At 74.0% G+C, this 21,788-nt stretch carries 17 protein-coding genes and 1 tRNA gene; 4 read left to right on the forward strand and 14 right to left on the reverse strand.

What is annotated here, in order from left to right; genetic code table 11:
- The 6 genes from AB0K34_RS20215 to AB0K34_RS20240 form a co-directional block, all read right to left on the reverse strand.
- On the reverse strand, positions 1-443 hold a 443-nt coding region (locus tag AB0K34_RS20215), incomplete at its 3' end, for an amino acid permease (RefSeq protein WP_364550241.1).
- A gap of 145 nt (positions 444-588) precedes the next feature.
- Positions 589-1,365, reverse strand: a complete 777-nt coding sequence (locus AB0K34_RS20220) for a sigma-70 family RNA polymerase sigma factor (RefSeq protein WP_301178198.1) — start codon at positions 1,363-1,365, stop codon at positions 589-591.
- A gap of 307 nt (positions 1,366-1,672) precedes the next feature.
- Positions 1,673-4,432: a LuxR family transcriptional regulator gene (locus AB0K34_RS20225; protein WP_301178199.1), complete on the reverse strand. Its 2,760-nt coding sequence runs from the start codon at positions 4,430-4,432 to the stop codon at positions 1,673-1,675.
- Positions 4,433-4,587: 155 nt separating this feature from the next.
- Positions 4,588-7,317: an AAA family ATPase gene (locus AB0K34_RS20230; protein WP_364550243.1), complete on the reverse strand. Its 2,730-nt coding sequence runs from the start codon at positions 7,315-7,317 to the stop codon at positions 4,588-4,590.
- A 228-nt stretch (positions 7,318-7,545) separates the two neighbouring features.
- Positions 7,546-10,326, reverse strand: a complete 2,781-nt coding sequence (locus AB0K34_RS20235) for a LuxR family transcriptional regulator (protein WP_301176597.1) — start codon at positions 10,324-10,326, stop codon at positions 7,546-7,548.
- A gap of 217 nt (positions 10,327-10,543) precedes the next feature.
- A complete protein-coding gene (locus AB0K34_RS20240; RefSeq protein WP_301176596.1) occupies positions 10,544-10,861 on the reverse strand; it encodes a helix-turn-helix transcriptional regulator in 318 nt (105 codons plus the stop codon).
- Between the two features lie 165 nt (positions 10,862-11,026).
- Here AB0K34_RS20240 and AB0K34_RS20245 point away from each other — a divergent pair, with 165 nt between their 5' ends.
- Positions 11,027-11,353, forward strand: a complete 327-nt coding sequence (locus AB0K34_RS20245) for a hypothetical protein (RefSeq protein ID WP_301176595.1) — start codon at positions 11,027-11,029, stop codon at positions 11,351-11,353.
- Positions 11,354-11,368: 15 nt separating this feature from the next.
- Here AB0K34_RS20245 and AB0K34_RS20250 read toward each other — a convergent pair.
- Positions 11,369-11,441, reverse strand: a tRNA-Arg gene (locus AB0K34_RS20250).
- Between the two features lie 133 nt (positions 11,442-11,574).
- Between AB0K34_RS20250 and AB0K34_RS20255 the strand changes: the two genes are divergently transcribed.
- Both AB0K34_RS20255 and AB0K34_RS20260 read left to right on the forward strand, forming a co-directional pair.
- Positions 11,575-12,024: a hypothetical protein gene (locus tag AB0K34_RS20255; protein ID WP_301176594.1), complete on the forward strand. Its 450-nt coding sequence runs from the start codon at positions 11,575-11,577 to the stop codon at positions 12,022-12,024.
- A gap of 82 nt (positions 12,025-12,106) precedes the next feature.
- On the forward strand, positions 12,107-13,141 hold the full coding sequence (locus tag AB0K34_RS20260; RefSeq protein WP_138642161.1) for a D-alanyl-D-alanine carboxypeptidase family protein: 1,035 nt from the start codon (positions 12,107-12,109) through the stop codon (positions 13,139-13,141).
- Positions 13,142-13,168: 27 nt separating this feature from the next.
- Here AB0K34_RS20260 and mscL read toward each other — a convergent pair whose 3' ends face one another.
- The 7 genes from mscL to AB0K34_RS20295 all read right to left on the reverse strand — a co-directional run bounded on the left by mscL (position 13,169) and on the right by AB0K34_RS20295 (position 20,815).
- On the reverse strand, positions 13,169-13,582 hold the full coding sequence (gene mscL, locus AB0K34_RS20265; RefSeq protein WP_301176593.1) for a large conductance mechanosensitive channel protein MscL: 414 nt from the start codon (positions 13,580-13,582) through the stop codon (positions 13,169-13,171).
- 341 nt (positions 13,583-13,923) lie between these two features.
- Positions 13,924-14,538, reverse strand: coding sequence for an RcpC/CpaB family pilus assembly protein (locus AB0K34_RS20270; protein WP_301176592.1), 615 nt, complete (start codon positions 14,536-14,538; stop codon positions 13,924-13,926).
- Positions 14,535-15,356, reverse strand: coding sequence for an S-methyl-5'-thioadenosine phosphorylase (locus tag AB0K34_RS20275; protein ID WP_301176591.1), 822 nt, complete (start codon positions 15,354-15,356; stop codon positions 14,535-14,537). Before AB0K34_RS20275 ends, AB0K34_RS20270 begins: the two co-directional genes overlap by 4 nt.
- Positions 15,357-15,458: 102 nt before the next feature.
- A complete protein-coding gene (locus AB0K34_RS20280; protein WP_301176590.1) occupies positions 15,459-17,585 on the reverse strand; it encodes an MMPL family transporter in 2,127 nt (708 codons plus the stop codon).
- A 361-nt stretch (positions 17,586-17,946) separates the two neighbouring features.
- Positions 17,947-18,318 carry an FmdB family zinc ribbon protein gene (locus tag AB0K34_RS20285; protein ID WP_138642062.1) on the reverse strand — a complete coding sequence of 124 codons (372 nt, stop codon included), beginning with the start codon at positions 18,316-18,318 and terminating at the stop codon, positions 17,947-17,949.
- Positions 18,319-18,517: 199 nt separating this feature from the next.
- A complete protein-coding gene (locus tag AB0K34_RS20290; protein WP_301176589.1) occupies positions 18,518-20,002 on the reverse strand; it encodes a potassium/proton antiporter in 1,485 nt (494 codons plus the stop codon).
- Between the two features lie 231 nt (positions 20,003-20,233).
- Complete coding sequence (locus AB0K34_RS20295; RefSeq protein ID WP_301176588.1) at positions 20,234-20,815, reverse strand: 5-formyltetrahydrofolate cyclo-ligase; 582 nt, start codon at positions 20,813-20,815, stop codon at positions 20,234-20,236.
- 33 nt (positions 20,816-20,848) lie between these two features.
- On the opposite strand from AB0K34_RS20295, the gene galU reads away from it, so the two are divergent.
- Positions 20,849-21,784, forward strand: a complete 936-nt coding sequence (gene galU / locus AB0K34_RS20300) for a UTP--glucose-1-phosphate uridylyltransferase GalU (RefSeq protein ID WP_138640153.1) — start codon at positions 20,849-20,851, stop codon at positions 21,782-21,784.
- The last annotated feature ends 4 nt before the right edge of the window (positions 21,785-21,788 follow it).

Consider the following 21,788-nt stretch of genomic DNA (forward strand, 5'->3'; position numbering starts at 1 on the left):
ACCAGCTTGACGACGGTGGTGACGACCTGGACGGCGCCGCCCTCGCGGACGCCGTAGGCGTTGACCGCGGTCAGCAGCCAGATCGTCGCGACCCCGACCGCCGCGGCCGCCACCTTGTCCTGGCCCAGCGACGGCCAGAAATGCGCCAGGTAGCCCACGAACGCCACCGCGATCGCGGCGTTGCCCGCCCACACCGCGATCCAGTAGCCCCACGCGGTCTGGAACCCCACGAAATCACCGAACGCGCGCCGCGCGTAGGCGTACGGGCCCCCGGTTCGGGGGTAGGCCCGCGACAGGCGTGCGAACACCAGCGCCAGCAGGATCGCCCCCGCCGCGGTGAACCCCCACGCCACCAGGCTGATCGGCCCGAACTCCGCCAGCGAGCTGGGCAGCAGGAACACACCCGACCCGATCATGTTGCCCACCACCAGAGCCGTGGCCATCCACAACCCCAACTTCCGGCGAGCCGGTCTCGCACTCATGAGTACCTCCTCAGGCGCGGCGGAGCGCCGCGGTTCAACTGGTCATCCGGGTGAGCGCAGTGCGCGGGCGGCCGAACGGTCCGCCCGGGTTCGGCTGGAGCGCCGGTCAGGCGGGTGCCGGCTGCGGCAGGCGCAGTTGGCCGGGACGGGCGGGACCGGGGCGGGCGGTGCCGGGGCGCTGCGTGCGGCGGGCGGGGCCGCGCCACCGGTTGGCGCCGATCCGCGGCAGCCGCGCCGTCCCGCCGGCGGCGGAGCTGACGACGTCCGCGGCGAAGTGCGCCTCCAGGGCCGCGATGTCCCCGTCCTGGGCCGCGAGGAAGGTCACCAGGAGGCGGCGGTGCTCGCCGGTGTCGGTGGGCTCGGCCCGTCCGGTGCTCAGGTGCTTGCGGGCGCGGCTCACCAGCTGCCGGACGTTGGCCGGGCTGAGCTGGATGATCTCGGCGATCTGCTCGTAGGGGTAGAGGAAGGCCACCCGGAGGACGTAGGCGGCGCGCTGGGCCGGCGTCAGCCGTTCGAGCAGGAGCAGCAGCGCGCGTCCGAGCGCCTCCTCCCGTTCGGCCCCGGCGGCCGGATCGGCGCCGTGGTCGACGGGCTCGGGGATCCAGGAGCCGACGCAGGTCTCGCGGCGGACCCGGGCGGACTGCAGGGCGTTGAGGGCCAGCCGCGTCGTGATCAGCGTCAGGAACGCCGCCGGGTTGGCGATGGCGGCGTGCTCGGTGTGCTGCCAGCGCAGCCAGGCGTCCTGGACGATGTCCTCGGCCTCCGCCCTGCTGAGGAGCATCCGGTAGGCGATGCCGAAGAGCCGCGGACGTATTTCGATGAAGGTGGCGGCGGCCCCGTCGAGGGAACTCGCCCGGTCCTGTTCTGCGCAATGCGTGCTCACTGCAGCCCTCGAAACAATAGTTCCGTCGCCGTATGCGGTGCTGGTCGTCGGGCGGCCTTCGCTGTGGTGGTCGTACGTCATTCCGTCCTCCCAGGGCAGGCGCTTCACCGGACGAACCAGGCTTACCTCCCTTACCTTCTCTTGAGCGTCATGAAGTGGCATGACACGAACGCATGAGATCGGAGAATGGTGCTTAGGGAGAGCGGAACATGCGTTATGAGAACGGCCGTGACTGAGAGTTGAGATGGGTATACGGAAAGGTCGGAACCGTCCGCTCGGAACGGTTCCGACTTTGCCCGCCGGTACGTCAGCCGGCGGTCTCCTCGTGCTCCAGGTAAAGGCGTGTGAGCTGCACGCGCGAATTAACTCCGAGCTTTTGGAAGACGTGCATGACGTGCGTGCCGACCGTGGCGGGGGACAGGAAGAGCCGCGCGGCGGCCTCGCGGTTGGTCGCGCCTTCGGCGACGAGCGCGGCGACCCGCCGCTCGGCCGGGGTGAGCGCGTGCCAGCCCCGCGCCGCCCGGCGGGGCTTCGGCCGCCGCCGCTGCGGCCGCCCTGCGTCGCCCAGCCTCCGCCGGACCCGCGCCGCCTCGCTCTCGGCGCCTGTCCGGGCGTAGCCGTCCCCGGCCTCGGTGAGGTGCGCGACGGCCGCGTCGCGGTCGGCGTTCAGGAGCAGCCGCCCGGCGTCCTCCAGGGCGGAGGCGAGCGCCAGCGGGTAGGGGCATCCGCGCAGGATCGCGACGGCCCGCAGCACCGGGGCGGCGTCGTCGTCCAGCAGCCCGCTCGCGTGCGCGGCGACCGCCGCGAAGAACGGGACGCCGGGGTTCAGCGCGGCCCTGCGCTCGGCCTCGGCGACCACGGCCGCGGCATGGTCGGAACGGCCGGCGCCCAGCGCCATCCGCACGAAGCGGGGATCGTCCGCCGGCCAGGCGCCCGGCCGGCGCAGCCCGTCGGCCTCGCCCGCGCCGACCATCCGCCCCCCGCGTGCGGACGGGTGCGCGGACGCGAACGCGGTGGCGGCGGGGTTCGCGGCGGCGGACTCACCCGTCAGCGCCCCGACGCGTCCGACCACGCACAGCGCGTCGAAGGAGATGGCCTCGCCCGCGCCGGACTCCTCGGCCATCGCGAGCGCGGCCTCGGCCTGCGCCCGCGCCTCGGCCAGCCGGCCCGCCGCCAGCAGCAGGCGGGCGTGCGTGGCCAGCCACAGGGTCAGGCCCTGGACGCGGCCGGGGCGGCGCGCCGCGGCGATGCCGTCCGCCGCCTCGCGCAGCCCCTCGTCCACGCGCCCGGTCATGCCGTGCAGCGACGCCCTCCAGACGGCCGGCCCGACCAGCGCGGCCGGACCGGGCGTGGCGGCGACGGCCGCGGCGGCGAGGCGCTCGGCGGCGGCGAAGTCCAGCCGGCGGGCCCGGGTGACGGAGTCGGCGGTGCGGACCAGCGCCAGGGCCGTGCCGTCCCCGGTCTGCTCGGCGGCCTCGGCGGCGGGCGCGAGCAGCCGTTCGGCGGCGGCCATGTCACCGGACAGGACGGTGGAAACGCACTGCACCGCCATCAGTTGGGCGCGCATGCCGCCGGGCAGCCCGTCGAGGCGGACCCCCGCCCGGCTGTACCGCAGCGCCTCGGTGAACGATCCCTGCAACGCCGACAGCGCCGCGGCCAGCCGGATCCGGCCCTCGACGGCGGCGGGCAGCGGACCGTCCAGGACCGAGTCGGCGAGCCTGCGGCCCTCGCCGCCCCGGCCGACGCGGGCGAGCAGCGGGACGGCCTCGGCGGCGGCGGCGGCCCGTTCCGGCGAGCCCGCCGGCGCGAGCGCGACGGCCTGCCGGGCGATCGGCGCGGCGGCCTCCGGCGCGGTCTCCGCCAGTTCGGCCAGGGCCCTGCGCAGCAGCGCGGCGGCGTCGGCGTCACCGGGCTCGGCGGTCTCCGCCATGGCCAGGGCGACCTGGCCGATGGGCATGCCCTGCGCCAGGCTCAGCTCGGCGGCCCGCTTGCGCAGCGCCCGCCGCCGCGCCGCGGGGACCGTCCCGCGGACGGCCTCGCGGACGAGGTCGTGCCGGAAGGCGAGGGGGTCGCTGGGGCGGACGAGGTCGGCGTCGACGGCCTCCTGGAGCGCCGCCACGACCTCGGCGACGCCGTACCCGCCGAGGTCGGCGAGCCGTCCGGCGTCCAGGTCGCGGCCGAGCACCGACGCGAGCCGGAGCACGTCGCGGGCGACGGGCGACAGGTGCCCGAGCATGCGCCGCGCGGAGCCGTAGGAGTGGACCGGCGAGTGCCGGCCGGTCAGGTGCGCCGTCCCGTCCGTCCGGGTGACGGCGCCCTCGCCGGTGAGCCCGCGGACGATCTCGGTCACCAGCAGCGGCCGGCCCTCGGCTCGCCGGACCAGGGCGAGGACGTCCGCGCCGGGCTCGGCGCCGAGGAGGTCGCCGGCGATCCGGGCGACGGCGTCCGCCGGCAGCGGGCCGAGGCGCATCGTGCGGGCGCCGAGGTCGGCGAGCCGGGCGACGGTGGCCCGCACGTCGGTGCCGGGCGACCCGGTGCGGACGGTGACCAGCCAGCGGACCGGGTGCGCGGACAGCCGCGCCGGCAGGGTGCGCAGGGCCAGCAGCGTCCCCGCGTCGCACCACTGGAGGTCGTCGAGGACGACGAGCAAGGGCCGCTCCCGCGCGGCCTGCTCCACCTCGTCGCGCAGCGCCCGGAACAGCCAGTACCGCTGCTCGGCGGACTCGGAGAGCGTCCGGAGCGCGCCGGCGTCGGCGGCGGGGCTCCCGTCCGAGGCCAGCGCCCGCAACAGCGCCCCGAACGGAACGTTCCGCCGCTCGCGCTCGCCCGCCCCCGCGAGGACCCGGACCGGGAGGTCCTCTGCGATGGCCAGAGCCTCCCGCACGAGGCGGCTCTTGCCGGCCCCCGGAGCCCCCTCGACGAGCAGGACCCCGCCCTGCCCGGCGCGCAGCCGCGCCAGCCATCCGGTCAGTTCGGCCACTTCGGCGTCGCGGCCCCGCAGCGGGAGAACGCCGGTCGATGGGCGCACGCCGCTTCCCGCCTCACGCGCCGTCTCCTCGACCGCCATGCCCCGCCGCCTCCTCCGTCCGGCCCGGCGGACCATCGCCGCCGGTATCCCACACTCTCGCCGGGTACGGGGCGCGGTCGCATCAGGGACATACCTGGCCGGGGCCCTAGGCAGGCCCCAGTGCCCCTGGGAGTGCGGGGCGGCGACACGGGGGGTCAGAGGTGGTCTTCGAGCTGGTGGCGTGAGGTGATGCCGAGTTTCGTGAAGACCTGGCGCAGGTGGTGCTCGACGGTGCGGGGACTGACGTACAGGCGGGTGGCGATCTCCTTGTTCGTCAGGCCGGCGCGGGCCAGCCCGGCGATCTCCGCCTCCCGGGGGGTGAGCGCCTCCGCGGTCTCGGCGGTGCGCTCCCGGACGGCCTCCCCGGTGGCCCGGAGCTCGCGCGCAGCCCGGTGGGCGAAGGCCGCCATGCCGCTCCCGGTGAACAGGTCGAGGGCGGTGCGCAGATGCTCGCGGGCCTCGGCGCGGCGGCGCTCGCGGCGCAGGCGCTCACCGTAGAGCAGGTGGGCGCGGGCGAGGTCGGCACGGACGAGGGTCCGGCCGAGGCGGTCGATCGACTCCAGGTGCAGGCGCTCGGCGTCCGCGTCGTCCGCCAGCAGCGCCCGCGAGCGGGCCGCGACCCCGAGCGCCCAATCGGTGCCCCCGGCCGCGGCTGTCTCGGTGACGCGGCGCAGCGCCCCGGCCGCCGCCTCGCCGCTCCCGGACCGCGCCGCCGCCTCGACGAGCTCCACCGCGGCCCAGTTCCCCACGCCCGGGTCCCGCTCGTGGCCGGCGGCCCGCTCGGCGGACGCCAGCGCGTCGCCGTAGCGGCCGAGCCCGTTGCCGAGCACGGCGGTCGCCAGCTCCGCCGCGGCGATCCCGAGGCCCTCCCCGCGCTCGGTCGCCTCCGCGGCGGTGGCCTCGACCAGCGCGGACGTCTCGGTCTCCCGGCCGCGTAACGCGGCGAGCGCCAGCGCCCCGTACGGCGCGAGCCGTCCGCCCGCCGCCTCCATCGCGTCCGGCACCTCGTCGATCAGGGCTTCGGCGGCGGCCAGGTCGCCAGTGAGCAGCAGCACCTGGGCGCGCATGGTGAGGGCGAGCGGCAGTTCGCCGAGCGCACCGGCGCCGCGCGCCAGCTCGACGAACCGGGCGGACAGCTCCACCAGCCGGGCGTCGTCCCAGAGATGCCACGCGGCGACGCAGGCCGGCCACAGCCGGCCCAGCTCCTCGTCGGCGGACAGGCCGTCGCCGAACGCGGCCAGGGCCTGCCGGAGCACGGGCGCCGCCGCCGAGGTCCCCTCCTTGCCCAGGATCGCGAACCCGTCCAGGAGCAGGTCGGACGCGCGTGGGGCTTGCGGGGGCCGGGGCGCCGCGCCGGCGGCGCGGGCCACCTCCTGCACGCCGCCGCCGGGACGGGCCAGCCGTCCGGCGAACATCGCGGCGGACACCGCGTCCAGGTAGGCCGCGCGAGCGCGGCCGGAGTCGAGCGGTTCGAGCCGCTCGGCGGCCCGGACGAGCAGCAGCGGGGCGTCGCCGCCCCGGTGCGCGGCGAAGTCGAGCCGGCCCCGCAGGACGTCCGCGCGGGCCTGCTGGAGCCTGCCGAGCGGCCCGGTCCCGGCCGCCGCCAGCAGCGCCCGCGCCGACGCGAGCGCGCCGGCGAGGTGCGCGGCCTCGGCGGCGGCGAGGACGCGTTCGGCCTGCCGCCCGGCCTCGGGGGTGAGCGCCGCAGCCCGCTCCAGGAAGGCCGCGGCGGCGGCCAGGCCGCCGCGCTCCCGGGCGCGCCCGGCGGAGCGTTCGAGGTCGGCGGCGACGCCCTCGTCGGGGTGCGCGGCGCCGTGCGCGCGATGCCAGGCGCGCCGGTCGGCGTCGGCGTCGCCGGTCGCCTCCGCCAGCGCCCGGTGGACCCGGCGGCGCTCCCGCGGACCGGCCGCGTCGTACACCGCGGAGCGGTCGAACGGATCCCGGAAGCGCACCAGGTCGCCGACCTCGACCAGCTCACCGGCCGCTTCGACCGCCGCCGTGTCGGCGCCGAGCAGCGCGGCGGCGCGCCGCAGCAGGCCCGGATCGCCGGCGGGTTCGGCGGCGGCCAGCAGCAGCACCGTCTGGGCGCCGGGCGGCAGACCGTCGAGCCTTCGCCGGAGCCGGTCCGGCGCCGCCGCCCCGGTGGCCGCCGCCGGGAACCCGCCCGCCGACACGGCGCGGGGGAGTTCGAGCAGCGCACGCGGATTGCCGCGCGCTTCGGACAGGATCCGGTCGCGGACCCGCTCGTCCAGCGGCCCCGGGACGGCCCGGCCGATGAGCGTGCGCGCGTCGTCGTCCGGCAGCCCGCCGACCTCCAGCGCGGGCAGATCCGGCAGGACGTTCGCCTCGGCGGGCTCACGGACGGCGAAGATGAGAGCCGTGCTCGCCACCGCGAGACCTCGGGCGGCCTCGGTGAGGAGCCGCGCCGAGGCTGGGTCGAGCCACTGGGCGTCGTCGACCACGCACACCAGCGGGCGCTGCTCGGCGGCACGGGCCAGCAGGCCGAGGACGGCGGCGCCGAGCACGGAGAGGTCGGGGACCGGACCGGCGCGCATCCCGAACGCCGTGCCGAGCGCGTGCCGCTGCCGCGCGGGCAGGCCGTCGAGCAGATCCAGCATCGGCACGCACAGCTGGTGGACGGCCGCGAACGGCAGTTCCATCTCCGTCCGGACCCCGGCGGCCGCCGCGATCCGGCATCCCGCGGCCTCCGCGGTGAGGTGGTCCAGCAGGGCCGACTTGCCGATGCCGGCCGCACCGCGCAGCACCAGCACCGGACTTCCGCCGCTCCGGACGTCGGTGAGCAGCCGTTCGAGCATCCCGCGCTCCGCGGCCCTGCCCACCAGCGGCGGCGGCCGCTCCGTCCCGAACGCGGACCGGCCACCCACAGAATCCGACTTTTCGGGCATTCAACCCTGTCTTCCGTGCCGCGCAGCACCGGTGGCGCCAGGACGACCGGACTGTCATCTAATGCAACATCCCATTATCCAATGCAATATGTCGAAAAACGCGCAACGCCACTCCGAAGCGCGCATCGACTGTTCGGCGTTAGGGCCATTGGCGGGACTGCTGCGGACGGGCCAGGCGGCCCGGCGTGAGCGGTGAGGGACGCTGGGTTATGCGGCTTCGCGGGCCAGGACGAGGCGGGCCAGGTCCACCCGGGAGTTGATGCCCCACTTGGTGTAGACGTTCCGCAGGTGGGTGTTGACCGTGTGGCGCGACAGGGACAGCTGCTCGGCGACCTGCCGGTTGGTGGCGCCCTGTGCCACCAGGCGGGCCACGGTGACCTCCGCCGCCGTCAGCCCCCACCGTCCCTCCCGCGACCCGTCCCGGGTCCGGGGCGCCCGGCGCACGCCGAGCTGGCGCAGCCGGCGCCGGACGCGGGCGGCGTCACGCGCGGCGCCCGCCTCCTCGTACAGGTCGAGCGCGGTGTGCAGGAGGTCCTGCGCGGCGGGGTCGCCGGCCGCGCCGAGGACCCGGCCCGCGTCCTCGGCCGCCGAGGCGTGGACCAGCGGCCGTTCCGCGTCCTTGAACAGCTTGACCGCGTGCAGCAGCAGGTCGGGGTCGTCGTCGACGACTCCGCGCGCCTGCGCCGCGACGCCCCGCAGCAGCGGGAACGCGGGATCGAGACCGGCGGCGCGCTCGGCGGCGGCGGCCGCGAGACCGGGCCGCCCGGCGCCCAGCGCGAGGCGCGCGAGGACGACGAGGTCGGCGGGGTCGGGCGGGGCGCCGGGCGACCTGTCCGCGCCGTCCCACGCGGGTTCGAGTAGTTCGGCGACGCGGGCGGTGTCGCCTAGGGCGTCCGCCGCCAGCGCGGCCATCCAGGCGCCGGTGCGCCGGACCGCGGACGCCTCGGCGTCCATCATCCGCGCCCCGTCGGCGGCGCAGCGGCGGATGCCCTCCCGGTCCCCGAGCGTCACGGACGCGCGGCCGAGCGCGTACCGGGCCGTGGTGTCGGCGAAGTCGCCCTCGGCCAGGGCACCCGCACCGGCCAGGGCGGCGCCGGCCTCGTTGCGCGCGGCGGCGAGCCGGCCCGCGTCGAACAGGATCCGGGCGCGGCTCATCGACCACAGGGCCGCTGCGGCCGCGTGCCCGGTCCGCCGGGCGGCGCGGGCGCCGGCGTCGGCCTCCCGCAGCGCCGCCTCCGTATGCCCGGACGCGGTGAGGGCGAACGCGCGCCCGCAGACCTCCGGCGTCCACTGCGGCTGACCCGAGCGGGCGGCAGCGCGAGCCTGGAGATCGAGAGCAAGAGGCGGGTCCAGCCGGGACAGCGCGGCCCAGGCGTCCGCGGCGAGCGCCGTGGCGTCATCGACTCCGGCCGCAGCGGTCGGCTGCCCGGCGTCCCCCGATTGGGAGAGGTACAGCGCTTCGGCGGCCGATAGTCGGGCGCGCAGCGCGTCCGGCAGGTCCGGCAGCGACAGCCCGACCCGGCAGTGGCGAACCGCCTCGACGGCGTAGGAAGGGCTCACCAGACGAGCCACCGCCAACCGCAGCCGCGCCTCGCCGTCCGGGGTGAGACAGCCGTCGAGCGCAGCATCGGCCAAGGCCCTGGCCTCGGCGTACTGGCCGTCCGCGCCGAGCAGCTCCACCGTCTCACCGGCGATCTCGGCGGTGTCCGGGCCGGTCGGCGCCGCCAATTCCAGCGCCCTGCGGCTCAGCCTCGCCGCCCGGGAAGGCGCGGAAGCCGCCAACTCGGCCGCCGCCTCGCGCAGCAGCTCCACGGCCCGCCGGTCGCCCGGCACCGCGGCCTCGGCGAGCGCGGCGGCGACGTCCACCGCACTGTCGCCCCTCGCCAGCCGGACGTCGACCGCCTCGCGCCGCAGGTAGCGACGCAGCGCCGCAGAGAGGGTCTCGGAGACCGCCTGTCGCACCAGGTCATGGCGGAAGGCCAGCAGCGCCCCCGCCGGACGGAGGAACCCGGCGCGGACGGCCTCGTCCGCCATCACGGCCGCCTCGTCCGTCGGAACCCCGGTGAGGTCGCCCAGCTCCCCGGCGGTGAAGGGCCGGTCGAGCACCGACGCGACGCGCAGGCCCTCCCGCGCGTCCGGCGGCAGCTGGTCGAGCCGCCCCCGCACCATGGCGCGGACCCGGCGCGGGATCGTCGCACCGGCCACCGAGGCCACGCCGTCCCGGACCGTCACGCGCCCTTCCTCCCGCAGGCCGCGGAGCAGCTCGACGACCAGCCGCGGCGTGCCCTGCGCACCCTGGACGGCGCGCATCACGGTCTCACCGGGCTCGGCCCGCAGCACATCGGCCGCCAGCGCGGCGACCGCGCGATCGGGGAGCGGACCGAGAACGACCCGATGCCCGGCGCTCTCCCGGATCAGGTCCAGCGCTCCGGACGCGTCCGCGGGCGCGGGCCCGACCGCCGTCACCCACAGGACCGGGGCGTCCGCCAGGCCGTCCATGAGCATCGCCAGGGCCTCCAGCGTCGCCGGATCGCACCACTGCACGTCGTCGAGGCAGACCACCAGCGGCCGCCGCGCCGCACTCCGCGCCAGCCTGCTCCGGACCTCCCGCAGCGTCCACGAGCGCAGGTCGGCCGGGTCGGCGGCAACCGGAGCCGTGGCGCCGAGCAGCGGTGCCGGGCCAGTGGACAGCGCTTCCAGCAGCGGCCCGAGAGGGACGGGGAGCCCGCTGAACGCACCGGCCCCGTGCCGGCAGGAAAGACCTGCCGCGAGGGCGCGCGCCCGGGTCTCCGCGAGCAGCCGCGTCCGCCCCGAGCCCGGCGGGCCCTCGACCAGCACCGTCCCGCCCTCCCCGCCGGCCAGCGCGGACAGCCGTTCCAGCAGCAGTCCCAGCTCGGGGTCACGGCCGCGGAGCGGGAGATCACCGACCGTGCCGGGAGTACGCCCCAGGCCGCCGCTCCGCCCCCGAATCATCTGCTCGACCGCCATGACCCCTCCGTTCAGCCCGCAGGTGGACACCCTTCGCCGACACAACAACTCTGTGCGGACACGTGGCGCGGCCGCATCAGGGACAGCCTGGGCAGTCTCCCTAGGAAGACCCGGGGCACCGCCCGGGGCCACGGGACGCCCCCTCACCGCCCGGGTACGCGAACCACACGCTTGCCTTGCGACGACTCCCACACCGTCAGTGAGGCGGTACTCCGCGTCACTCCGGCCGGCGCTTGGCCCGCGTGGAGGGCGGCTTGATCAGGTCGTCCATCGCGCAGTCGAGGATGTCCAGCAACGCCATCAGCGTGCGGAGGTTCAGCCGCTCCGGCTTGTCGACCACGAGCCGGTACACCTGGCTCGCCGACAGTTCGACGCCGCGAGCGGCCAGCAGCGGACGCAGTTCCGTCGTGGAGAACATGCCGCGCTCAGCCATGACCTCGCGGAGACGCCACCCATAGTCCAGGTCGGCCATGCGGCGGGCTTCCTTCTCCTCTGATCCGAACGGTACGTGCTTGACGACCGGATATCTGCGCATGAAGACAGGTTCCCCGGGCCCGTGCCCCGTTCGCATCCGTGACCCCCTAGGGGACCCGCCCCCGTGACCCCGGGCATCGCCGGCGGCCCCGGCCCCGCGGCGACTGTCACAGGCCCGCGAGGTGCCCGGTCGTACCTGGTGAGAGCGAGAAAGGGAGGGCCCGACATGAGGATCGTGGTGGTCGGCGGCACCGTCCTGCTGGGGACGAAGCACCTAGAGGACGTTCACGAGGCGTCGCCCCGCAACCCCGGCATGCTGACCGATGCCACCGGCCCCTCACTGGTGATCGAGGTGCCGGACTCGTCCGAAAACGCGACAGTACTGGAACTCGTCACGCGCACCCCACCGGCAGAGGGCACTGCCCCACCACTGAAGGACGAGACCGAGGCGACCACACCCGCCCACGGGATGCCCGACCCCACCGCTCCGGAGCAATTCCGAATGGACGCCTTCTACCGCACCGCCCTGGCCGCCCAAGCGGGATGGGACTGAGTTCCACGTCCTGTGCGCCCCCGGCAGGATTCGAACCTGCGACACCCGCTTTAGGAGAGCGGTGCTCTATCCCCTGAGCTACGGAGGCATGTCGTCGCTCGCGCTAGAGCGTAGCGGACGGCACGTACAGGGTAGGGGAAAGGGAGCGGTGAACGCTTCTTCTTATGGGTGCACCCGGGGCTCTAGGCCGCGTGGGCCCCGTGTCTGTACGCTTCGGTCCCGTGACGGGACGGCATCGCGGTCAGCCGAAGCTCAAGGGCGCCGAAGACGAGGCGGAAGAGCGCGGTGCGTCCCGGGGCAGACAGGTCGCGGTGATCTCCGCCGCTTTCCTGGTGCCCGTGCTGGTGGCGTCCGTGATCGCGGTCGGGATGCGGGACGAGCCCGTCCGGGAGCGGCCGGAGACCGCCGGGACCACGGCGCGCAACGCCACGCCGGCCACGCCGGAGACCGAGCCGACGTACGGCGAGTACGTGCCGCCCGAGTCGGAGCCGCAGATCGCGACGAAGGTGCCGAAGCGGGCGCCCGCACCGGTGACGAGGCCGCGGCGGACCGCGTCGCCGGAGCCGTCGCCGACCCCGACGAGGCGGGTGCGGCGACCGTGCCCGGCGGGCTGGGATGATGTCTGGTGGATGCGCCGCTGGTGCGAGCGCCACGGTTACGGTGACCGCTGAACCGGTTACGCGCAGGTCATCGTAGAACCTGTAGTAGCGTTCTGCCGCTGTTCCGCATTTGGGCATCTGGAGGAAAACCACCGTGCCGTACACCCGGTCGGCGGCGCTGACCGCGGTCTTCCTGGTGATGGCGGTGCTGTCACCGCACGGCGCCGCCGCCGCGGGCCGGGCCGACTCGCTGGAGTCGCTGCGGCGCGAGGCGTCCAAGGCTCGCGACGAGCTGGAGAAGGCCACCGATCAGATGAAGGGCCGGCAGAAGGACCTCGCCGCCTCGCAGGTGAAGCTGCGCGGCACGCTGAAGGACCTCGCCGTGGCCGAGGCCGAGCTGAACCGGATCCGGGAGCCGCTGGCCCGGCTGGCGAACACGTCCTACCAGCAGAGCGGCGCCGCCGGATCCATGTCGATCTTCGGCGGCGGCGACCCGGGCCAGGCGCTGCGCTCGACGGCGGACGTGACGCTGCTCGCCCGGTCGCAGCAGGCGCTCGTGGACCGTGCCGACGAGCTGCAGAACCGGCGCCAGCAGCTCGCCTCCACCGCGCAGGACCTGCAGTCGCGCAACGCGGTCGAGCAGACCCGCCTCCAGCAGGAGGTGGACGGGCTGAAGACCAAGTCGGCGCAGCTGACGAAGCAGCTCAACGACATGCTCGACAAGCTCGCGGTGAGCCGGCAGAAGCGGCTGGAGCTCGGCTGCGACAAGAGCCTCGCCGCGGACGCGAAGAAGTTCCCGAACGGGCTGATCCCGGCGAAGTACCTGTGCGCGCTGCCGCAGAAGGGCGGCCACAAGCTGCGGGCCGACGCGGCGCTCTCCTTCTACAAACTGAACACCGCGTACAAGCGCCGGTTCGGCCGCGACATGTGCGTGACGGACGCGTACCGGAGCCTGGCCGAGCAGCACTCCGTCTACGCCCGCCGCCCCGGCTTCGCGGCCGTCCCCGGGACGAGCAACCACGGCAAGGGGCAGGCGCTCGACCTGTGCGGCGGCGTCCAGAACTCGGGCTCCCTCCAGTTCAACTGGATGGAGGCCCACGCCGGAAGGTACGGCTGGATCCACCCGGCATGGGCCTACAGCAACCCGTTCGAGCCCTGGCACTGGGAGTTCGGAACCGAGAACGACTGACCGGCCCCGCCCCCGCGCCACCGGGGCTTAGTAGGGGACCTCGGTGGCGGGGACGACCTCCGAGGTGCAGTAGCGGCAGCGGCTGGCCTTCACCGGGATGTCGCTGAGGCACTGCGGGCACTCGCGCTCGGTGGCCTCCTTGCCGCGGTCCATCCGCTCGATCAGCTTCGCGGTCGGCAGGACGACCAGGAAGTAGACGATCGCCGCGGTGATGGTGAACGCGATCGCCGAGGTGACGAAGACCCCGTAGGGGAACGTCGTGCCGTTGATGGTGACAGCCAGCCGCGTGTAGTCGGGCTTCCCGCCGAGGAGGGCGATCAGCGGGGTGATGAACGAGTTCGCGAAGTCCTTGACGAGGCCCGCGAACGCCGCGCCGACGACGAAGGCGACCGCGAGGTCGACCAGGTTCCCGCGGAAGAGGAACTTCTTGAATCCGCTCATGAGCACTCCAGGGGGTGTCGGGGAACGCCCATAGATCGACAAGGGCGCCGGAACGGCGGATGGTAATGAACACTCCCCGCTTAGCCAAGTTGACCTCAGGCAACTCCCGTCCCACAAACACCGCACGCACCACCACAACTGACGCAGAGCCAACGGCCGACGGCTGCCAAAGAACCAGGGGCAGAGCTTCAACCGCTAACGCCGTTTGCGGAAGGGATTGTTGTCACCGGCCGGAGGTGCCGAGGTTGCGCGTGCGGCGTGGACGCTCGGGGGCGTGGACGGGACTGCGGTCACCGGCCGGAGGGTGCCGAGGTCATGTCTGCGCCGTGAACGCTCGGGGGTCAGTGGGTGGTGATGGTCAGGGAGAGGTGGGGGCCGGCGGTTGTCAGGGTCAGGGCTTGGGGTCTGGTGGTCGCCAGGACGATCAGTGCTCCCTCTTGAGGGTTGTCGTCGTCTGCCGGTGGCGTCGCGATGACGGGGACGTCCGAGACCACGAGCTTGGCCGTGCCTGCGGGGGCGTCCGGTGGCTGCTGGGTGGAGGTGGGTGTCTCCGGGGTCGGAGCGGTGAGGACGTCTATGTGGTCGCCGGGGTGGAGGAGGCGGACGGCGTCCGGGTCGGCGATGCGGACGGGGGTCGCCACCGTGCCGGGGCCGTAGCCGTGGAGGAGGGCGTCGCCCAGGACGCGGGCGTCGGTCAAGGGTTCGCCTTGGCGCATGGGCCCGGCGAGGGTGTGGCCGGCGGCCCTGCGGAGGGCGCCGGACGGGACGGCGGACGGCGGGACGGCGACGCGGTGGACGTCGGAGGCGGTCAGGGTCTTTCCCGCGGGGAGGTCGCGGGCGGCGGCGAGGACGCGGACGGACGGGGGAGGCCCGGGCCGCAGCGCGAGGAGGGCGAGGCCCGCGGCGGCCGCGGCGAACAGCGCCGCCAGCGGCCGCCGCAGGCGGGCGGGTCTCATGGGAGGTCCAGGGGGAGTTCCAGGCCGTCCAGGGCGCTGGGGCACGGGCAGGCGCGCTCGGTGGGCAGCGCCTTGACCGTGTCGGCGACGAGGGCGCGGAGCCGGTCGATGTTCTGGCCGAAGACGCGGAGCACCTCCTGCATGGTGACGCCCTCGCCTTCCTCGATGCCCGCGTCGAGGTCGGTGACGAGGCAGAGGGAGGTGTAGCAGAGCGCCAGCTCGCGGGCGAGGACGGCCTCGGGGTGGCCGGTCATCCCGATGAGCGTCCAGTCCTGGGAGGCGAACCACTGGGATTCGGCGCGGGTGGAGAACCGGGGCCCTTCGATGACGACGAGCGTGCCGCGGTCGACGGGGTCCCAGCCGGTGGCGCGGGCCGATTCGAGGGCGGTGCGGCGGCCGGTGGGGCAGTACGGGTCGGAGAACGACACGTGGACCGCGCCGCCGGCGTCGTAGTAGGTCTGCTCGCGCCCGGACGTCCGGTCGGCGAGCTGGTCGGGGACGGCGAGCGTGCCGGGCCCGTACCGCGGCGTCAGGGAGCCGACCGCGCAGGGCGCGAGGACCTGCCGGACGCCCAGGGAGCGCAGCGCCCACATGTTGGCCCGGTAGGGGATCCGGTGGGGCGGGAACCGGTGGTCGCGGCCGTGCCGGGGGACGAAGGCGACGCGGCGGCCGGCCAGCTCGCCGACCGCGATGGGGTCGCTCGGCGGGCCGTAGGGGGTGTCGACCCGCACCTCTTCGATGTCGTCGAGGAACGAGTAGAAGCCCGAGCCGCCGATGACCCCGATCTCGGCGGTGGGCTGGGAACCGGAAGTGGACATGGCGCCGACACTAGCCACCCGCCCGCCGGGCCCGGCAGGTCGTCCGCCGATTGTGGATAACCCGGGGGGAGAGGGCACGCGCGCCCTCTCCCCCCGGTGCCGTCAGCCGACCGGGTCCAGGACCTTGGGCTCGGCGGCCGGCTCCTCGCGGGCGAGCCGTCCCGGCGTCCAGATCCGCCGGCCGATGTCGTGCGCCAGGGCCGGGAGCAGCAGGGACCGGACGATGAGCGTGTCGAGCAGGACGCCGAACGCGACCACGAAGCCCATCTCCACCATGCTGACCAGCGGCAGCGTGACCATGGCCGCGAACGTGGCCGCCAGCACCAGCCCGGCCGAGGTGATCACGCCGCCGGTGACGGTGAGGCCGCGCTGGATGCCGCGGCGCGTGCCGAGGGTCTGCGCCTCCTCCCGCACCCGGTGCATCAGGAAGATGTTGTAGTCGACCCCGAGCGCGACCAGGAAGATGAACGCCAGCAGCGGGAACCCGGCGTCGGCGCCCTCGAAGCCGAAGCCGTGCTCGAAGATCAGCGCGCAGGCGCCGAGCGAGGCCAGGAACGACAGCACGACGGTGCCGATCATCAGCAGCGGCGCGACGGCGGCGCGCAGCAGCGCGATGAGGATCAGGAACACCACGGCCAGCACGATCGGGATGATCACCTTGTTGTCGCGGGCGGAGGCGCGCTTGATGTCGAGCGACGTCGCGGTGGTGCCGCCGACCTTCGCGTCCGCGGACGGGACGGCGTGCACCGCGGTGCGCAGCCGGTCGATGGTCTTGCGCGCGGCCTCGCCGTCGGCCGGGTCCTTCAGCACCGCCTCGTACTTGACCAGGCCGTTCACGGTCACCGGCGAGGACACCTCGGCGATGCCGGACGTCCCGCGCAGGGTCTGGGCCAGCTGGTCGGACGCCGGCGCCCGGCCGATGACGACGGCGGGGGAGCCCGATCCCGCGGGGAAGTGCTGGGCGACGACCTTCGAGCCCTTCACGGAGTCGGGAGTGCCGGTGAACTGTCCGGCGTCGGTCAGGCCGTCCGCCTTGAGCGACCCCAGCCCCAGTGTGAGGACGATCAGACCGAGCATGGTGACGGCCCAGAGCGCGCGCGGGCGCCTGCCGACGAAGGCGGCTATGCGGCTCCACACGTTGTGCTCGGCGTCGTACGCCTCCGGCTTGAGGTACTTCTCGTCGTACCGGGGCACGAGCGGCCAGAACAGCCACCGGCCGAAGATGACAAGGAGGGCGGGCAGCAGCGTGGTCATGGCCGCCAGGGCGGTGAGCACGCCGGCGGCGGCGACGGGACCCATGCCCGCGGTGGAGTTCATGTCGGCGAGCAGCAGGCACAGCAGGCCGACCGCGACGGTGGCGGCGGAGGCGATGATGGCGGGCGCCGCGCGGTGCAGCGCGAAGGCCATCGCTTCGTGCCGGTCCTCATGGCGGTGCAGTTCTTCCCGGTAGCGGGCCACGAGCAGCAAGGCGTAGTCGGTCGCGACACCGAAGACGAGGACGGTCAGGATGCCAGCGCTCTGCCCGTTGACGGTGAGGTCGCCGTACTTGGCGAGCAGGTACACCGACGACTGGGCGAGCCCCAGGGCGAAGACGGCGCTGAGTACCGGGACGATCCACAGAAGAGGGCTGCGGTAGATGAAGAGCAGCAGGACGATGACGACGGCGCCCGCGGCCATGAGCAGGAAGCCGTCGAGGCTGTTGAAGACCTTGAACATGTCGGCGCCGCTGCCGGCGGGGCCGGTGACGTGGGCGGTCAGCCCGGGAGGCCCGCGCTTGGCGATGTCGCGCGCCTCGTCGACGGCGGCGGTGATGTCCACGTCCGTGAGGGGCACGAGAGTCTGCAGCGCTTTGCCGTCCTGGGACGGGAACGGCCCCGCCACCTTCTGGGCGCCCGGGAGCTTCTGCAGCGCGCCCACGTCCGCGGCGGCTTTGGCGCGGTCGGCCGCGGTGATCCCGCCGGACCGCTCGTAGACGATGACGGCGGGCATCGTCTCGTCCTTGCGGAACTGCTCCTCCAGCTCGACGACCTGGGTCGACTCGGCGCCCGCGGGGAGCCAGGCGGCCGCGTCGTTCTCCTCGACGTCGCCGAGCTTGCCGGCGAGCGGGCCGAGGGCCATCAGCAGGACGATCCACAGGGCCAGGACGGCCCATTTGGTGCGCCGTCCGGCGATCAGTCCGGCGAGCCGGTGGGACGGGGGTCTGGGGGGAGCCGGGCTCGGTGCGCTCATGTTCCTCTCCTGGGGCACTGAAAGACGAGATATGTCGCGATGACTCAGAATGTCTCGCTCCCCGAGAGATGTCAAGTACTATCTCGAAATCCCCGAGGACGGTGCGGCGGGAACGGAGACCAGAGCGGACCGAAGCGGGCCGGAGTCGGCCGGAGCGCCGGGGCGGGCCGTTCCCTACTCCTCATCGTCGCGAGGAGGCGTGCCGTGCGCGTCCGGCGCGAGAAGGGAACTCCGCTACCCCGCGCGGGGCATGAGAAGGGCGCCGGCTACCTCTTGAGATGTAGCCGGCGCCCGGGAACGCCGAAGGCCCGGCGGATCCGCAGGGGTTCCGCCGGGTCGGGCGTAAAGGAGTCCTAGGAGGTCAGGCGACCTTTTCGGACGACGAGGACTTGCTGGACGACGAGGAGTCGCCGCCGGACGACGCCGACGCGCCGGAGGACGACGAGGACGAGCCCGCCGAGCCGGAGTCGCCCGAGGAGCCGTTGGCGGAGCCGCCCGACGAGCCGTTGGACGAGGCGCTCGACGACGAGCCCGCGGTCGAGGACGACTTGCCGGAGCCGCGGCTGTCGGTGCGGTAGAAGCCCGACCCCTTGAAGATGATTCCCGCCGCGGAGAAGACCTTGCGGAGCTTGCCGGTGCACGCCGGGCATTCGGTCAGCGCGTCGTCGCTGAACTTCTGCACGACCTCCAGAGGCTCGCCGCACTCGGTGCAAACGTACTGATACGTCGGCACGGTTCCTCCTAGCTGACTCAGCCCGGCGGAGTCCGGACTGGCACTCACTCTGAACGACTGCTAATGGTACCCATGCGTGGAACAGGATTCGCCCCCGGCCTGTTCCCAGGCCGGTCACGAATCCGTCCCTCGAAGCCCCGTACCTCAGACCTGCGGGTTCGTCCCAAGGCGGGCCGCGGGCGGGCCGTGGGCGGGCGCATCAGGTGCCGGTCTCGCCGAACCAGCCCGCCAGCTTGCCCTTGCGGCTGACCGCGCGCAGCCGCCGCTCCGCCGCTTCGCGCACGGAGTCGGTGGTCACGACCAGGAGGGTGTCACCGGACTGCAAGGGCGTGGTGGGTTCGGGGACGAAGCTCGACCCTTCCCGCACGATGAGGGTGACGGACGCGCCCGGCGGCAGCCGCAGCTCGAAGATCTCCACGCCGCTCAGCATCGAGTCGGCGGGGATCCGGACCTCCAGCAGGTCGGCGTGCAGCTCCTCCAGCGGCGCGGCCTCCACGTCCAGCTCGCGGGTCTGCTCGTCGCCGGACAGCCGGCACCAGCGCGCGACGAGCGGCAGCGTCGGCCCCTGGAGCAGGGTGAACAGGACGACGATGTTGAAGACGATCGCGAACAGCCGGTCGGCGTTCGGGATGTCGGCGACCATCGGGATGGTGGCGAGGACGATCGGCACGGCGCCGCGCAGCCCGGCCCAGGAGGTGAAGATCTTCTCGCCCCAGGTCAGCTTGAACCCGACCGTGGACAGCACGACCGATACCGGACGGGCGATCAGCAGCAGCACGAACCCGATGATCAGCGCGGGCAGGATCTGGCCGGGGAGGTCGCCGGGGTCGGCCAGCAGCCCGAGCATCACGAACAGCCCGATCTGGGCGAGCCATCCGACGCCCTCGGCGAAGCCGCGGGTGGCGGGACGGTGCGGAAGCCGCGAGTTCCCGAGCACCAGCGCGCTCACGTAGACGGCGAGGAACCCGCTCGCGTGCAGCAGCGACGCCATGCCGTAGGAGCCGACGGCCAGCGACATCACCGCGATGGGGTAGAGGCCGGACGCGGGCAGCGCGATGCGGCGCAGCCCCTGCGCGCCGAGCCAGCCGATCGCGATGCCGATGACGGCGCCCGCGACCAGTTCGTACACCATCACGCCGAACAGTTCGGCCAGGTTGGGGGCGGCGCTGTGGGCGCTGAGGGTGACCACGATGATGACGACGGGGGCGTCGTTGAAGCCGGACTCGCCCTCCAGCAGGCCCATCAGCCGCGAGGGCAGGGGCAATCGGCGCAGCACGGAGAACACGGCCGCGGCGTCGGTCGGCGCGAGCACGGCGCCGAGCAGGAACGCGGGGCGCCAGTCCATTCCGATCAGCCAGATGGCGGCGGCCGCCACGATGCCGATGCTGATCAGGGTGCCGATGATGGACACGCTGACCGCGGCGGGCACCGACGGCCGCATGCGCCGCCAGTCGGTGGTGATGCCGCCTTCCGCGAGGATCAGGACGAGGGCGGCGAGCCCGAGCGTCTCGGCGAGTTCGGCGTCGTCGAAGCGGATGTGGAGGGGACCGGACTCGCCGATGAAGAGGCCGAGGGCCATGTACGCCAGCAGGGTCGGGAGTCCCGCCTTGTGGGACAGCCTGACCGCGATGATGGCGCAGAGTACGAGCGCGGCCCCGAGGAGTAGCCAGATGTCGAGATGCACATCCCGCCCTTCGGGGTCGTCAAAGTTGAACGTTTAGCAATCCTACAGATTCAACGGTCGATCGCGCATTTCCGGTTGAGCATCGGCATGTCGGAAACGCCGCCGAACGCCGTATGGCCTGCGGTTTTACCCTGAACGCGATGTTTCGCACGTCCCGCTCCGCACGTCCCCGTACCGGCTCCGACAGCGCGTCCCCGCTCCAGATGTCGCGTTCCCCGGCCGGCGCGCGGGTCAGCTCAGCCGGACGAACCCGCCGGACGGCGTGGCGACGGCGCGGACGCGCTGGTCGTGCGGCTCGACCGGCAGCGCCTCCACCAGCTCGCCGTCGTACAGCGGCGCGACCGTCAGGATCGCCGGGCCGACACGCGCGAGCGCCCGGTCATAGGAGCCGCCGCCGCGGCCGAGGCGCACCCCGGTCCGGTCGACGGCGACCGCCGGGGTCAGGACGACGTCCGCCCCGGCGATGGCGTTCGGCCCGCGCGGCGGCTCGGACGGCTCCAGGCACCCGCGCGCCCCCGGCACCAGCGAGTCGGGCCCCTCGTAGGACGCCCAGTCGAGGTCGCCGTCCGGGAGCAGGATGGGGAGCAGCACGTACGTTCCGCGCTTCCACAGCGCGAAGAGCAGGCTGCGCGTGTCGGGCTCGTCGCCGATCGACGCGTACGCCGCGATGGTCCCCGCCATCTCCACCTCGGGCAGCGACAGCAGCGCGTCCCGGATGGGCCGCGCCGCCGCGGAGCGCTCCTCCGGTCGCATCGCCGCACGCCGGGCCAGCAATTCCGTCCGGAGATCGGTCTTCGAAACGATGTCCTGCACGCTGTCGTCCTCACGGATGGTTAGGGTCGGTACATGGCCGACATTGCACCTGTACTCAAGGCGGTCGTCCCGGCGGCCGGCCTCGGTACCCGATTCTTGCCCGCCACCAAGGCGACTCCCAAGGAAATGCTGCCCATCGTCGACAAACCGGCGATCCAGTACGTCGTCGAGGAGGCGGTCGACGCCGGCCTCAGCGACGTGCTGATGATCACCGGGCGCAGCAAGCGGTCCATCGAGGACCACTTCGACCGAGCCTACGAGCTCGAGGAGGCGCTGCGCGCGAAGGGCGACGACGGGCGGCTGGACGCGGTGCGCGAGTCCAGCGACCTCGCGATCATGCACTACGTCCGGCAGGGCGAGCCGCGCGGCCTCGGGCACGCCGTGCACTGCGCCCGCCAGCACGTCGGCCGCGAGCCGTTCGCGGTGCTGCTGGGCGACGACATGATCGACGCCCGCGACAAGCTGCTGCGCCGCATGATCGAGGTGCGCAACCAGTACGGCGGCAGCGTCATCGCGCTGATGGAGGTGGAGCCCGACCAGGTCTCCGCCTACGGCTGCGCGGCCATCGAGGCGACGGACGAGGACGACGTCGTCCGCATCTCCGACCTCGTCGAGAAGCCCGCCGCCGAGGAGGCGCCGAGCAACTGGATCATCATCGGCCGCTACGTCTGCGACCCCGCGGTGTTCGACGTGCTGGAGAAGACCCCGCCGGGGCGCGGCGGCGAGATCCAGCTGACCGACGCGCTGCGCACCCTCGCCGACACGCCCGCCGACCAGGGCGGCGGCGTCTACGGCGTCAAGTTCCGGGGGCGCCGCTACGACACCGGCAACAAGCTGGAGTACCTGCGGACGGTCGTCCAGTTCGCCGCGGAACGTCCCGACCTGGCGCCGGAGTTCATCCCGTGGCTGCGCGAGTTCGTCCAGTCCCAGGACGGTGCGGGCGGCGTGGGCGGCTCCGGGGACGCGTGACGAC

This window comes from Actinomadura sp. NPDC049382 (genome assembly GCF_040677125.1).
Taxonomy (GTDB): Bacteria; Actinomycetota; Actinomycetes; order Streptosporangiales; family Streptosporangiaceae; genus Spirillospora; species Spirillospora geliboluensis.

Excerpts from the sequence above, each read along its gene's own strand:
- AB0K34_RS20225 (WP_301178199.1), bottom strand. The coding sequence starts at position 4,432 with ATGGCGGTCGAGGAGACGGCGCGTGAGGCGGGAAGCGGCGTGCGCCCA.
- AB0K34_RS20235 (WP_301176597.1), bottom strand. The coding sequence starts at position 10,326 with ATGGCGGTCGAGCAGATGATTCGGGGGCGGAGCGGCGGCCTGGGGCGT.
- AB0K34_RS20240 (WP_301176596.1), bottom strand. The coding sequence starts at position 10,861 with ATGCGCAGATATCCGGTCGTCAAGCACGTACCGTTCGGATCAGAGGAG.
- AB0K34_RS20245 (WP_301176595.1), top strand. The coding sequence starts at position 11,027 with ATGAGGATCGTGGTGGTCGGCGGCACCGTCCTGCTGGGGACGAAGCAC.
- mscL (WP_301176593.1), bottom strand. The coding sequence starts at position 13,582 with ATGAGCGGATTCAAGAAGTTCCTCTTCCGCGGGAACCTGGTCGACCTC.
- AB0K34_RS20270 (WP_301176592.1), bottom strand. The coding sequence starts at position 14,538 with ATGAGACCCGCCCGCCTGCGGCGGCCGCTGGCGGCGCTGTTCGCCGCG.
- AB0K34_RS20275 (WP_301176591.1), bottom strand. The coding sequence starts at position 15,356 with ATGTCCACTTCCGGTTCCCAGCCCACCGCCGAGATCGGGGTCATCGGC.
- AB0K34_RS20280 (WP_301176590.1), bottom strand. The coding sequence starts at position 17,585 with ATGAGCGCACCGAGCCCGGCTCCCCCCAGACCCCCGTCCCACCGGCTC.
- galU (WP_138640153.1), top strand. The coding sequence starts at position 20,849 with ATGGCCGACATTGCACCTGTACTCAAGGCGGTCGTCCCGGCGGCCGGC.